The organism is Streptomyces sp. ERV7, from assembly GCF_001653515.1.
Taxonomy (GTDB): Bacteria; Actinomycetota; Actinomycetes; order Streptomycetales; family Streptomycetaceae; genus Streptomyces.
In genome coordinates this window covers 1201368-1213648 of the sequence record NZ_LYOY01000029.1, presented here as the reverse complement: position 1 = coordinate 1213648, position 12281 = coordinate 1201368, and the positions used below count along the sequence as shown (strand labels likewise).

At 69.1% G+C, this 12281-nt stretch carries 14 protein-coding genes; 10 read left to right on the top strand and 4 right to left on the bottom strand.

What is annotated here, in order from left to right; all coding sequences use genetic code 11:
• Nucleotides 1-55 precede the first annotated feature (55 nt).
• Entirely contained in the window at nucleotides 56-535 is a 480-nt protein-coding gene (locus A8W25_RS11855; RefSeq protein WP_067159528.1) for an Lrp/AsnC family transcriptional regulator, read from the bottom strand.
• Between the two features lie 121 nt (nucleotides 536-656).
• Between A8W25_RS11855 and hppD the strand changes: the two genes are divergently transcribed.
• Nucleotides 657-1802, top strand: coding sequence for a 4-hydroxyphenylpyruvate dioxygenase (gene hppD / locus A8W25_RS11850; RefSeq protein ID WP_067159525.1), 1146 nt, complete (start codon nucleotides 657-659; stop codon nucleotides 1800-1802).
• Between the two features lie 264 nt (nucleotides 1803-2066).
• Nucleotides 2067-2663: an RDD family protein gene (locus A8W25_RS11845; protein WP_420708457.1), complete on the top strand. Its 597-nt coding sequence runs from the start codon at nucleotides 2067-2069 to the stop codon at nucleotides 2661-2663.
• A gap of 25 nt (nucleotides 2664-2688) precedes the next feature.
• Here A8W25_RS11845 and A8W25_RS11840 read toward each other — a convergent pair whose 3' ends face one another.
• Complete coding sequence (locus A8W25_RS11840) at nucleotides 2689-2946, bottom strand: hypothetical protein (RefSeq protein ID WP_067159520.1); 258 nt, start codon at nucleotides 2944-2946, stop codon at nucleotides 2689-2691.
• A gap of 401 nt (nucleotides 2947-3347) precedes the next feature.
• Here A8W25_RS11840 and A8W25_RS11835 point away from each other — a divergent pair, with 401 nt between their 5' ends.
• Both A8W25_RS11835 and A8W25_RS11830 read left to right on the top strand, forming a co-directional pair.
• On the top strand, nucleotides 3348-5756 hold the full coding sequence (locus A8W25_RS11835) for an immune inhibitor A domain-containing protein (protein WP_067159516.1): 2409 nt from the start codon (nucleotides 3348-3350) through the stop codon (nucleotides 5754-5756).
• Nucleotides 5757-5878: 122 nt separating this feature from the next.
• Complete coding sequence (locus tag A8W25_RS11830; RefSeq protein WP_067159512.1) at nucleotides 5879-6184, top strand: hypothetical protein; 306 nt, start codon at nucleotides 5879-5881, stop codon at nucleotides 6182-6184.
• Nucleotides 6185-6229: 45 nt separating this feature from the next.
• Here the strand turns inward: A8W25_RS11830 and A8W25_RS11825 are convergent, their stop codons facing one another.
• Entirely contained in the window at nucleotides 6230-6817 is a 588-nt protein-coding gene (locus A8W25_RS11825; RefSeq protein ID WP_067159509.1) for an isochorismatase family protein, read from the bottom strand.
• Nucleotides 6818-6917: 100 nt separating this feature from the next.
• Nucleotides 6918-8246, bottom strand: coding sequence for a nicotinate phosphoribosyltransferase (locus tag A8W25_RS11820; protein WP_067159506.1), 1329 nt, complete (start codon nucleotides 8244-8246; stop codon nucleotides 6918-6920).
• A gap of 173 nt (nucleotides 8247-8419) precedes the next feature.
• On the opposite strand from A8W25_RS11820, the gene clpS reads away from it, so the two are divergent.
• The 6 genes from clpS (at nucleotide 8420) to A8W25_RS11795 (ending at nucleotide 12270) form a co-directional block, all read left to right on the top strand.
• Nucleotides 8420-8725, top strand: a complete 306-nt coding sequence (gene clpS / locus A8W25_RS11815) for an ATP-dependent Clp protease adapter ClpS (protein ID WP_067159503.1) — start codon at nucleotides 8420-8422, stop codon at nucleotides 8723-8725.
• Nucleotides 8725-9306 carry a DUF2017 domain-containing protein gene (locus A8W25_RS11810; RefSeq protein ID WP_067159500.1) on the top strand — a complete coding sequence of 194 codons (582 nt, stop codon included), beginning with the start codon at nucleotides 8725-8727 and terminating at the stop codon, nucleotides 9304-9306. The genes clpS and A8W25_RS11810 overlap by 1 nt, the downstream gene beginning before the upstream one ends.
• Before the next feature lie 342 nt (nucleotides 9307-9648).
• Entirely contained in the window at nucleotides 9649-11103 is a 1455-nt protein-coding gene (locus A8W25_RS11805) for an amino acid permease (RefSeq protein ID WP_067159498.1), read from the top strand.
• Between the two features lie 90 nt (nucleotides 11104-11193).
• Entirely contained in the window at nucleotides 11194-11616 is a 423-nt protein-coding gene (locus tag A8W25_RS11800) for a Mov34/MPN/PAD-1 family protein (RefSeq protein WP_067159495.1), read from the top strand.
• A 123-nt stretch (nucleotides 11617-11739) separates the two neighbouring features.
• A complete protein-coding gene (locus A8W25_RS35565; protein ID WP_324616203.1) occupies nucleotides 11740-11856 on the top strand; it encodes a putative leader peptide in 117 nt (38 codons plus the stop codon).
• Nucleotides 11857-11982: 126 nt separating this feature from the next.
• Nucleotides 11983-12270, top strand: a complete 288-nt coding sequence (locus tag A8W25_RS11795) for a MoaD/ThiS family protein (RefSeq protein WP_067159492.1) — start codon at nucleotides 11983-11985, stop codon at nucleotides 12268-12270.
• Nucleotides 12271-12281: the final 11 nt, after the last annotated feature.

The window sequence follows — 12281 nt, the reverse complement described above, 5'->3', positions numbered from 1 at the left end:
CCTCGGCCTCGGGCGGAGTCCCGGCCCGGAGGGAGTCCCGGCCCGGACGGAGTCCTCAGCCCCTGGCGGAGTCCTCCGCGGCCTGCTCCACCAGCGGGATGATCCGCAGCGGAACGGGGTTCTCCATGACGATCGCCGTGGAGGCCCGGACGATGCCATCAAAACCGACGACCCGGTCGATCACCCGCTGGAGATCGGCGTTGGAGCGGGCCACCAGACGGCAGAGCATGTCCCCGTGCCCGGTGGTGGTGTGCAGCTCCAGGACCTCGGGCACGGTGGCCAAGTGCGCCCGTACGTCGGCGCCCTGGCCCTGTTTGATCTCCAGGGTCGCGAAGGCGGTCACCGGGTAGCCGAGGGCCGCCGGGTCGACGTCCGGGCCGAATCCCCGGATGACTCCATTCGACTGAAGCCGGTCGAGCCGGGCCTGGACGGTGCCGCGCGCCACGCCGAGCCTGCGGGACGCCTCAAGCACCCCGATACGCGGCTCCCGCGCCAGGAGCACGATGAGCCGCCCGTCCAGATGATCGATCGCCATGAGCCTCTCCGGATGGTCACGATGTACAGAAGGTGGATGATGACCCCTAGCTGACTGGGCAGATTGCACAGCCCAGACACAAACTATTGCGCACCTTGCAGGACGGGGGGAGCCTGCCGCTATGACTGAGACCATCGATCACACGCCCGACACCGCCCGGCAGGCCGACCCCTTCCCGGTGAAGGGAATGGACGCGGTCGTCTTCGCCGTCGGCAACGCCAAGCAGGCCGCGCACTACTACTCGACCGCCTTCGGCATGAAGCTCGCCGCGTACTCCGGACCGGAGAACGGCAGCCGCGAGACCGCCTCGTACGTCCTGACCAACGGGTCCGCCCGTTTCGTGTTCACCTCCGTCATCAAGGCGTCCACCGACCACGGCCGCTTCCTGGCCGACCACGTGGCCGAGCACGGGGACGGCGTCGTCGACCTCGCCATCGAGGTGCCGGACGCGCGTGCGGCGTACGCGTACGCCACCGCGCACGGCGCGACCGGGCTCACCGAGCCGTACGAGCTGAAGGACGAGCACGGCACGGTCGTGCTGGCCGCGATCGCCACGTACGGCAAGACCCGCCACACCCTGGTCGACCGGTCCGGCTACACCGGCCCGTACCTGCCCGGCTTCGTCGAGGCCGCCCCGATCGTCGAGCCGCCGGCCAAGCGCACGTTCCAGGCGATCGACCACTGCGTGGGCAACGTCGAGCTCGGCAGGATGAACGAGTGGGTGGCGTTCTACAACAACGTCATGGGCTTCACGAACATGAAGGAGTTCGTGGGCGACGACATCGCGACGGAGTACAGCGCGCTGATGTCGAAGGTGGTGGCGGACGGGACCCTGAAGGTGAAGTTCCCGATCAACGAGCCCGCCATCGCCAAGAAGAAGTCCCAGATCGACGAGTACCTGGAGTTCTACGGGGGCGCGGGCGTCCAGCACATCGCGCTCGCCACGAACGACATCGTCTCGACGGTACGGGCGATGCGTGCGGCGGGTGTGGCGTTCCTGGACACGCCGGACTCGTACTACGACACGCTGGGCGAGTGGGCGGGCGAGACCCGGGTGCCCGTGGAGACCCTGCGCGAGCTGAAGATCCTGGTGGACCGGGACGAGGACGGCTACCTCCTCCAGATCTTCACCAAGCCGGTGCAGGACCGGCCGACGGTCTTCTTCGAAATGATCGAGCGGCACGGTTCGATGGGCTTCGGCAAGGGCAACTTCAAGGCGCTCTTCGAGGCGATCGAGCGGGAGCAGGAGAAGCGGGGCAATCTGTGACCCGCAACATGCCTGCCACACAGGCGAGTTGAAGTAACGTCAAGCCCCCGCGGCCCCCACGGACCTGACCCGTGGGGGCCGCGGTGTCTTGTGCCCGGGCTTTGCCTGCGGGCCGGTGGGTGGCTGGTCGGGCAGTTCCCCGCGCCCCTTTTGTGCCCGGTCTTTCTCTGCGGGCCGGTGGTGGGTTGCTCGCGCAGTTCCCCGCGCCCCTGAAGGGTCGGGGCTCCGCCCCGGACCCCGCCCGCTCCTCAGACGCGGGAGGGGCTGGATTGCCGCCCGAGGGGCTGGAGATGCCTGGGGCCGGAGATACCTAAGGGGCGCGGGGAACTGCGCGACCAGCCCCCACGGGGAAACCAGTACGGCGGTCCCGACCCGCTCAGCGGGATGCCGCCGCTCGCCGACTTCGGCCGGCGGCTGCTCGCCCGCATCATCGACGCCCTGCTGATCGCGATCCCGCTGGGTCTCCTCGAGTGGGCCACCTCGGACCGCTGGGTGTACGAGACGCGGAGCGGCGAGGACACCTCCGACGTCATCAGCCGGGCGTACAGCGGCAGCGGACTCGCCTGGAACCTCATCGGTATCGTGGCGTATCTCGCGTACGACACCATCATGCTCAAGCGCGACGGTCGGACGGTCGGCAAGAAGCTGCTGAACCTACGGGTCGCGATGCTCAACGACGGCAGTGTGCCCACCACCAGTGCCGCGCTGGCCCGCACGGCCGTGCTCTGGCTGCCCGCCCTGCTGTGCTGTCCCTGTCTGTGGCAGATCGTCCTCATCATCACGATCCTCACGGACAAGCCCTACAAACAGGGCCTGCACGACAAGGCGGGGAAGACGGTGGTGGTCTCGACCGCCCCCTGACCCGGAGCCGGTCCGGTGCGGGGCGTCAGCTCCGTACCGAGTCGGCCGGTACACGCACCTCGGCGCTCTTGCCGACGGCGGCGGCGCGGTTCGTACGGACCGTGCGCGCCGCCTTCGGCATGGGGACCGTCATGGCGACCAGCAGTCCGAGCAGAAGCGCGGCGAGCACTATCACGCCCACCCCGACACCCGAGTCGGTCTGGGAGAGCAGAATCATGGCCACGGTCGAGAAGACGACGGTGGCCGAACCGTAGGCGAGCTGTGCTGCAGTCGGACGCGGCATGGCGGTATCCGTCCTCGGGGGCAGGCATCGGATGGGGCGGGTCTCTCGACCGGGCAACCGGATCGCACTGTCAAGCGACTCTACGACGGTGCTTGCCCTTGCGGAACCGTTGGTAAGCGTGACCTAACCCACGGTGCCGGAGCACAGGGGGCGCACGGAGTCATTCCGCATTCCATCAGGTGGGACAGGCGCACCCGATGTCCCGGTTGGGTAGCACATCGGAAGCGTTCGGATACCGGAACTACGGCTCTGCATAATGTAATTGCCTGACCCAAGTCAAGATCTGTCTTTTCTTTGGCAACTCCGGTCCAATGTCGTCACTTGAGACGCGTGCCGCGCACCGGAGACCAGACCCCTCACCCCCGGTCCGTGCCTGCGGCCGCGGGGGAGGACATCATCAAGTGACCAGCAACAGACGAGCGGTCAGAGCTGCCGCCATACTCGTGGCCCTGGCCACGACCGGCGCGATAGGCTCCGCGTTCGCCACCGCCCAGGCCGACGGCAAGGCCCCGGCACCCGTCGAGCGGCGGGACCCGGGCACCGTCTCGGGCAAGCACGTCGACAACATCCCGGGCCCGTTCACCAAGCAGCGGGAGCTCCAGCGCCAGGTGGCGCTGGAGAAGGTCATCGCGGGCGACAGGAAGGTGCAGCAGCGCGGCGCCTCCAAGGTCGTCCAGCTCGACGACAAGAAGTACGTCGAGCTCGGCCGCGAGAAGACCGACAAGATCTTCACCGTCCTGGTGGACTTCGGGGACCAGGTCGACAGCACGACCATGTTCGACCCGGACGGCCCGACCGGCCCCAAGCCGCCGGTCCTCAAGTACGGCGGCACGCCCGGCCCGGCGCACAACACCATCCAGCAGCCGGACCGCACCAAGGACAACTCCACCGCCTGGCAGAAGGACTACAGCCGGCAGCACTTCCAGGACCTGTACTTCGGGACCGGCAAGAACGCCGACGGCACCCAGAAGCACTCCCTGAAGACGTACTACGAGAAGACCTCCTCGGGCCGCTACTCGGTCGACGGCACCGTCACCGACTGGGTGCGCGTCCCGGCGAACGAGGCCCGCTACGGCTCGAACTACTGCGGCGCCACCAACTGCTCGAACGTGATGGACCTGGTCCGCGACGGCGTCAACGCCTGGGCCGCGGACCAGAAGGCCAAGGGCCAGACCACCGAGCAGATCAAGGCCGCGCTGGCGCAGTACGACCAGTGGGACCGCAACGACTTCGACAACGACGGCAACTTCAACGAGCCCGACGGCTACATCGACCACTTCCAGATCGTCCACGCGGGCGAGGACGAGTCGGCCGGCGGCGGCGCGCAGAAGACCGACGCCCTGTGGGCCCACCGCTCGTACGCCTACGGCACGGACGCGGGCAAGACCGGCCCGGCGGACAACAAGGCCGGCGGCACGCAGATCGGCGACACCGGCATCTGGGTCGGCGACTACACGATGCAGCCGGAGAACGGCGGCCTCGGCGTCTTCGCCCACGAGTACGGCCACGACCTCGGTCTGCCGGACCTCTACGACACCACGAACACCGCCGAGAACTCGGTCGGCTTCTGGTCCCTGATGTCGGCCGGCTCCTGGCTGGGCACCGGCAAGGACTCGATCGGCGACATGCCGGGCGACATGACCGCCTGGGACAAGCTCCAGCTCGGCTGGCTCAACTACGGCACGGCCAAGGCTGCGACGCACTCGACCACCAAGCTCGGCGTGTCGGAGTACAACACCGCCGACAAGCAGGCGCTCGTCGTCGAGCTGCCGAAGAAGCCCGTCACCACCACCATCGTGAAGCCCGCCGAGGGCACCAAGCAGTGGTGGAGCGGGATGGGTGACAACCTCAACAACACCCTGTCCCGCCCGGTCGACCTGACCGGCAAGTCCAAGGCCTCCCTGGACCTGTCGGGCTGGTGGGACATCGAGCTGGACTACGACTTCCTGTACGCCGAGGCCTCCACGGACGGCGGCGCCACCTGGACCGCGCTCGACGGCACCGCCGACGGCAAGCCGATCAGCCGCGACCCCAGCGACAAGCCGGCCCTGACCGACGTGTCGGGCGCGTACAAGAAGCTCTCGTACAACCTGGACGCCTTCGCGGGCAAGAAGATCAACCTCCGCTTCCGCTACCAGACGGACGGCGGCGCGGGCGGCAAGGGCTTCACCGCCGACGCGATCACCGTGAACGCCGACGGCGCCGCGATCTTCACCGACGGCGGCGAGGGCGACGACAACGGCTGGACGTCGAAGAACTTCTCCCGCATCGGTGAGTCGTTCACCAACGACTACCCGCAGTACTACATCGCGGAGAACCGCCAGTTCGTGTCGTACGACGAGACCCTCAAGGTCGGCCCGTACAACTTCGGCTTCGCCAAGACCCGCCCGTCCTGGGTGGAGCACTACGCGTACACGCCGGGTCTGCTCATCTGGCTCTGGGACCTGTCCCAGAAGGACAACAACGTCGCGGTCCACCCGGGCCACGGCCAGATCCTGCCGGTCGACGCCCACGCCAAGCCGCTGAAGTGGGCGGACGGCACGCTGATGCGCAACAAGATCACGCCGTTCGACGCGACCTTCAGCTTCTACCCGACGAACGCGCTGACGCTGCACAAGGCCGATGTGGCGACCACGGTCCGCCCGCAGGCCGGCGTCCCGATGTTCGACGACCACCGGGGCACCTACTGGTACAAGGAGAACCCCACGGGAAGCGTGCAGGTTCCTGACACCAACACCCGGATCACCATCGTCCAGCAGCCCAAGGACGGCTCGACGATCACCGTGAAGGTTGGTCCGTCGACCAAGTAGTTCGCATCACCGCAGGTCAAACCATGATCGGCCGTCGCCCTCTAGCGGGCGGCGGCCGATCGTGTTTAGGTGCGTCCTACGAGTCCTTATTGACACGACGTCTCACGGGGGAGCGGTACGCCATGCCTGGCGGAGGTTTCAGCAAGCTGCCGAACGGCAGCGTCGTCGTCGCGCTCACCCTGCCGTCGCCCGCCGGGGACGGCCGCAAGGTGCGCGTCCTGGTCCACGCGGCCAACCGGGCCCGCGCCCTGACCCGGCTGCGGAACCTGGGGCTGCGCGCGGTCTATCTGCGCGGCAACACGGAGCCGCCGACGCCGGACGAGATCACGGCGGTCCTGCACCACCCGGACGGCCTCCTGTGGCGCACGGCGCCGCACCCGGGGGCCGAGGAGCTCTGGCACCCGATACGGGCGCTGCTGCGGCCGTAGGAGCGCCCGCGAGGCCGCTTCCGGGGGCGCACGAGGCGACCCCGGTCAGCACACCGGCTTGCCCGACAGCTCCGCCCCGGCGGCCCGCATCTCCTCGATGGCCCGAGCGGTCGTCTCCTCGGTGACGCCGGCGGTCAGATCGAGCAGCACATGGGTCGCGAACCCCGCCCGCACGGCGTCCAGCGCGGTCGCCCGCACACAGTGGTCGGTGGCGATCCCGACCACGTCGACCTCGGTGACCTCCCGGTCCAGCAGCCAGTTCGCCAGCCACACCCCGTTCTCGTCGCGCCCCTCGAACCCGCTGTACGCGGCCGCGTGCGCGCCCTTGTCGAAGACCGCGTCTATGGCCCCGCAGGCGACCGCCGGGGCGAAGTTCGGGTGGAAGCCCACGCCCTCCGTCCCGGCCACGCAGTGCACCGGCCAGGAGTTCACGAAGTCCGGCCGCGGCGAGAAGTGCGGGCCCGGGTCGATGTGGTGGTCGCGGGTGGCCACCACATGGCGGTACACGGACCCGGCGGACTGCCCGATCAGGTCGGTGATGGCAGCGGCGACGTCGGAGCCACCCGTGACCGCGAGGCTGCCGCCCTCGCAGAAGTCGTTCTGAACGTCCACGACGATCAACGCGCGGTGCATGTCGGCTGTCCTTCGGTCAGGGGGCTGTTCAACGAGCGTAGAGACTCCAACCCCGCCGCGGCAGGGGGCAATTGGTGCGCAAAGACCCGGACGTACGACATCACGCGTACTCCGTGGGCAGCACCGGCTCGCCCCGCGACAGCTGGATCGCGGACATCGGCAGCGCGCCGCGTGCCGCGATGTGCCGCTCCCGGGCGGCGTCCAGCGGCTCGCGGGCGACCACCGTGCCGCCCTTGACCAGCTCGGCCAGCAGCTGCCGGTCGGCCAGCTCGGCCGGGACCGGCCCGGTGCCGACGACCTCGGCCTCCGCGACCCCCTCCGCGTCGGTGCGCCGGGCGGCCCACTTGCGGCCGCCGATCGACGTCTTGCCGCCCATCGACTTCTTCGCCACCGGCACCAGCGGCGCCTTCGGGTCCGCGCTCTGCGCCCGGGCGACCAGCTTGTAGACCATGGAGCAGGTCGGGTGGCCGCTGCCGGTGACGAGCTGGGTGCCGACGCCGTACGCGTCCACGGGCGCGGCCGCCAGCGAGGCGATGGCGTACTCGTCCAGGTCCGAGGTCACCACGATCTTCGTCTTCGTGGCGCCCAGCTCGTCGAGCTGCTGGCGCACCCGGTGGGCGACGAGCAGCAGGTCCCCGGAGTCGATCCGGACCGCGCCGAGCTCGGGGCCCGCGATGTCGACGGCCGTACGGACCGCCTCGGCCACGTCGTAGGTGTCCACCAGGAGGGTGGTGCCCCGGCCCAGCGAGTCCACCTGGGCCCGGAAGGCGTCCCGCTCGCTGTCGTGGAGCAGGGTGAAGGCGTGCGCACTGGTGCCGACGGTGGGGATGCCGTACCGGAACCCGGCCGCCAGGTCCGAGGTGGTGGTGAAGCCGCCCACGTACGCGGCCCGGGCGGAGGCCACCGCGGCCAGCTCGTGGGTGCGCCGGGCGCCCATCTCGATCAGCGGGCGGCCGGCCGCGGCCGCGGACATCCGGGACGCGGCGGCGGCGATCGCCGAGTCGTGGTTGAGGATGGAGAGGATCACGGTCTCCAGGAGCACGCACTCCGCGAAGGAGCCCTCGACCCGCAGGATCGGCGAGCCGGGGAAGTAGACCTCGCCCTCCGGGTAGCCCCAGATGTCGCCCGAGAAGCGGTAGGAGGCCAGCCACTCAAGGGTCGGCTCGTCGACGATGCCGCGCTCGCGCAGGAAGCCGAGGACGCCCGCGTCGAAGCGGAAGTTCTCCACGGCGTCCAGGACGCGGCCGGTGCCGCCCACCACGCCGTAGCGGCGCCCCTCCGGCAGCCGCCGGGTGAAGACCTCGAAGACCGACCGCCTCTCGGCCGTCCCGGCGCGCAGTGCCGCCTGGAGCATCGTCAGCTCGTACTGGTCCGTGAAGAGCGCGGTCGACGGCACGTCCACCGGCAGCCCAAGGTCCGCAGCGTTCACAACCGGTTACCTCACCTTTCCGTTCCGGCTGTCGACCGGGTCGGCCGGGGGTCCGGGGGGCAATCCCCCGGGAGTAGCAGCCATGGGGCGGATGTTACTCCTCTTTGCGTCAGAGTGACGATTTCGGGCCCCCGTTTGTGCGACTGCGGTCCCCGGGTGGCAGCATGGGGTAAGTGAGTGTGGCTCCTGTAGAGATCGAACGGCCCGAGTCGGCGGAAGAGACCTTCGCCGTCCCCGAACCCGATGTGCCGTGGGTGACGCTCGTCCACAACGACCCGGTCAACCTCATGAGCTACGTCCAGTACGTCTTCCAGAGCTACTTCGGCTACCCCAAGGACAAGGCCCGCAAGCTGATGCTCGACGTGCACCACAAGGGCCGGGCCGTGGTCTCCAGCGGCAGCCGCGAGGAGATGGAGCGCGACGTGCAGGCGATGCACGGGTACGGGCTGTGGGCCACGCTCACCCAGGACCGCGGCTGATGGCCGGCTACTTCGAGGCGCTGCCCGGCGGCGGCGCGGCCGTCGCGCTCGACGAGGTCGAGATCGCCATCCTGCGCTCCCTGTCCGTACAGCTCCTGGAGCTGATCGGCCCCGGCGACGAGCCGATGGAGGGGGAGGACCCGCTGGCCGCGCTCTTCGCCGAGGGCCCCAGCGAGCCGCCCGCCGACCCGGCGCTGGCCCGGCTCTTCCCCGACGCGTACGACAGCGGCGAGAGCGACGAACTGCGCGCCTCGGCCGCCGAGTTCCGCCGCTTCACCGAGAACGACCTGCGCACCCGCAAGCGCGAGGACGCGCTCGCGGTGGTGCGCACCCTCGACGCGCTCACCCCGCGCGGCGACGGCGGGGCGGTCCTCAAGCTGTCCGCCGACGACTCCCGGCGCTGGCTGGGCGCGCTCAACGACCTGCGGCTGACCATCGGGACCCGGCTGGAGGTCACGGACGAGGACGAGAGCGGCGAGCTCTACCGGCTGCCGGACGAGGACCCGCGCAAGCCGATGGTGATGGCCTACCTCTGGCTCGGCGGGCTCCAGGAGACGCTCGTCGAGACGCTGATGGCCTGATCGGTCGCCCAGATGGTGGCCGGAGGCGACTGTTTTCCTCCTGTTCGCTCAGCGGACGCTCAAATCCGCATAACGATCGGATTACCGCAACGGCATAGTTTGCCGATGCTTGCGTGCTTTGTCCGGTTCTCTTTGTGGCCTGCGCCACAGTCACCCCAGTGGATCACTCGTAAAGACGTGATAAATCTTCACGACCACCCGGGGACGCCACCCATGTCTCCCGGGGGCGCTTCGACCGGCTGACCGCCGGTGGCACTCCATCCACATCCGGGGGGATCAGGACCTGATCCGCGGCTTCGACGACCGAAGCGGGCGGGTCAGCATGGAGAAAGGCGCACCACCATGACCTCAGCGCAGGTCGACAAGCAGGACGACCGCTCCGGCAATGAGGCTGTGGGGACCGCCCACGGCGCAGCCGAGGGCGAGGGTTACCAGCGGGGCCTCGGCGCCCGCCAGATCCAGATGATCGCCATCGGCGGAGCCATCGGCACCGGGCTCTTCCTCGGCGCGGGCAAGGCCATCTCGAAGGCCGGCCCCAGCCTCATCCTGGCCTATGCCATCGCGGGCCTGGTCATCTTCTTCATCATGCGGGCGCTGGGCGAGCTGCTCATGTACCGCCCCGTCTCGGGCTCCTTCTCGGAGTACGCCCGTGAGTTCGTCGGCCCGTTCTGGGGCTTCGTGACCGGCTGGACGTACTGGCTCTTCTGGGTCGTCACCGGCATCACCGAGGTCACCGCGGCCGCCCAGTACATGGCCTTCTGGACGCACAACGACGTCCCGCAGTGGCTGTACGCGCTGGTGTTCACGCTCATCCTGTACGCCGTGAACCTCATCTCCGTGAAGCTCTTCGGTGAGCTGGAGTTCTGGTTCTCGATGGTCAAGGTGACGGCCATCGTCGGCATGATCCTGATCTGCGCCGGCATCCTCACCGTCGGCTTCTCGGACGCCGCGGACACCGCGACCGTCGCCAACCTCTGGAACGACGGCGGCTTCTTCCCCAAGGGCATCGGCGGCACGCTGATGACCCTGCAGATCGTGATGTTCGCCTTCCTCGCCGTCGAGCTGGTCGGTGTCACCGCGGGCGAGTCCAAGGACCCCGAGAAGACGCTCCCCAAGGCCATCAACACCGTGCCGTGGCGCATCGCCGTCTTCTACATCGGCGCCCTGATCATGATCCTCTCGGTCGTCCCGTGGCACGAGTTCCAGCCGGGTGTCAGCCCCTTCGTCGCGGCCTTCGAGAAGATGGGCCTCGGCGTCGGCGCCGCGGTCGTCAACTTCGTCGTCCTGACGGCGGCCCTGTCCTCCTGCAACTCGGGCATGTACTCCACCGGCCGTATGCTGCGCGACCTCGCGCTCAACGGCCAGGGCCCGAAGGTCTTCACCAAGCTGACCAAGAGCGGCACCCCGCTGATCGGCACGACGGTCTCGGCCGCGCTGATGCTGGTGGGCGTCTGGATCAACTACAAGGCGCCGGGCAAGGCCTTCGACTACGTCGTCTCCTTCGCCACCATCTCCGGCATGTGGGCCTGGATCATGATCCTGGTCTGCCAGATCCGCTACCGCGCCAAGGCCGACCGGGGCGAGCTGCCCCAGTCCACCTTCAAGGCCCCGGGCGCCCCGTTCACCAGCTGGTTCGCGCTGCTGTTCATCTTCATGGTCATCGTGATGATGGGCGTCGACAAGGACTCGCGGGTCTCCCTGTACTGCGCCCCGCTGTGGGGCCTGATCCTGGGCGTCTCGTACCTGGTCCTCAAGGCGCGCAACCCCGACAACAAGGCGTTCGCCAAGCGCTCGTAGTACGCGCCCCTCACCGGCCGCTTCTCAGCATGCGGGCCGTTCCGTACCACTCCTCGGTACGGGACGGCCCGTCTGCTTATCCTTGCGCTCATGCTGACCCTGACCCAGGCCCTGTACGACCAGATCGTCGCGCACGCCCGCGCCGACCACCCCGACGAGGCGTGCGGCGTGGTCGCCGGCCCGGCCGGCACCGGCCGCCCCGAGCGGTTCGTCCCCATGCTGAACGCGGCCCGCTCGCCCACGTTCTACGAGTTCGACTCGCAGGACCTGCTGAAGCTGTACCGCGAGATGGACGACCGGGACGAGGAGCCGGTGATCGTCTACCACTCGCACACGGCGACCGAGGCCTACCCCTCGCGCACCGACGTGACGTACGCGAACGAGCCCGGCGCCCACTACGTCCTGGTGTCCACGGCGGACACGGACGGCCTCGGGGACTTCCAGTTCCGCTCGTACCGGATCGTGGACGGTGTGATCGAGGAGGAAGAGGTCGAGGTCGTGCAGGCGTACTGAGCCGCCCGCAGGGGGCGCGCGGCGGGGCCCGTCCTCACCCCACCGCCCACATCCTGAGCGGAACCGGTCCGCCATCTGAGATCACACTCCGGGAAGCGGACCGGGAATCGATACGATGACCGCATGGTTCCCCACGACGTGAGCGAAGAGAAGCCCAGCAGCCCGCTGCTCGTGGCGCGCCTGCACGTCGACCTGTGCCGCCTGGCGAGCGCGATGTGTCCGCGCCCCACCGCCGTCTGACCCGCGGCCGCACGCGCACCACCACGTACGCACCTACCTCCGCACTCCCGGCAGCACCCGCGCCGGCGGCGGCCCCCGCCTCCCTCTCCAGACTTCCGACTCCGACTCCCGACAGGAGCCCACGCCATGGCCATCGAGGTCCGCATCCCGACCATCCTCCGCACCTACACCGACGGCGCGAAGGCGGTCGAAGGCAGTGGCGCGACCATCGACGAGCTCTTCAAGGACCTGGAGAGCCGTCACAACGGCATCCGCGAGCGCCTCGTCGACGAGACGGCCGGCGGCGAGCTGCGCCGCTTCGTGAACGTCTACCTCAACGACGAGGACGTCCGCTTCCTGGCGGGCATCTCCACCGAGCTGTCGGACGGCGACAGCGTGACGATCCTGCCGGCCGTGGCCGGCGGCATGGTCTGAGGCCGAACGCC

Bases quoted from the DNA above. Each gene is read 5' to 3' on its own strand.
- A8W25_RS11805 (WP_067159498.1), top strand. From the start codon at position 9,649: ATGACCTCAGCGCAGGTCGACAAGCAGGACGACCGCTCCGGCAATGAG.
- A8W25_RS11830 (WP_067159512.1), top strand. From the start codon at position 5,879: ATGCCTGGCGGAGGTTTCAGCAAGCTGCCGAACGGCAGCGTCGTCGTC.
- A8W25_RS11825 (WP_067159509.1), bottom strand. From the start codon at position 6,817: ATGCACCGCGCGTTGATCGTCGTGGACGTTCAGAACGACTTCTGCGAG.
- A8W25_RS11810 (WP_067159500.1), top strand. From the start codon at position 8,725: ATGGCCGGCTACTTCGAGGCGCTGCCCGGCGGCGGCGCGGCCGTCGCG.
- A8W25_RS35565 (WP_324616203.1), top strand. From the start codon at position 11,740: ATGGTTCCCCACGACGTGAGCGAAGAGAAGCCCAGCAGCCCGCTGCTC.
- A8W25_RS11855 (WP_067159528.1), bottom strand. From the start codon at position 535: ATGGCGATCGATCATCTGGACGGGCGGCTCATCGTGCTCCTGGCGCGG.
- hppD (WP_067159525.1), top strand. From the start codon at position 657: ATGACTGAGACCATCGATCACACGCCCGACACCGCCCGGCAGGCCGAC.
- A8W25_RS11840 (WP_067159520.1), bottom strand. From the start codon at position 2,946: ATGCCGCGTCCGACTGCAGCACAGCTCGCCTACGGTTCGGCCACCGTC.
- A8W25_RS11795 (WP_067159492.1), top strand. From the start codon at position 11,983: ATGGCCATCGAGGTCCGCATCCCGACCATCCTCCGCACCTACACCGAC.
- A8W25_RS11800 (WP_067159495.1), top strand. From the start codon at position 11,194: ATGCTGACCCTGACCCAGGCCCTGTACGACCAGATCGTCGCGCACGCC.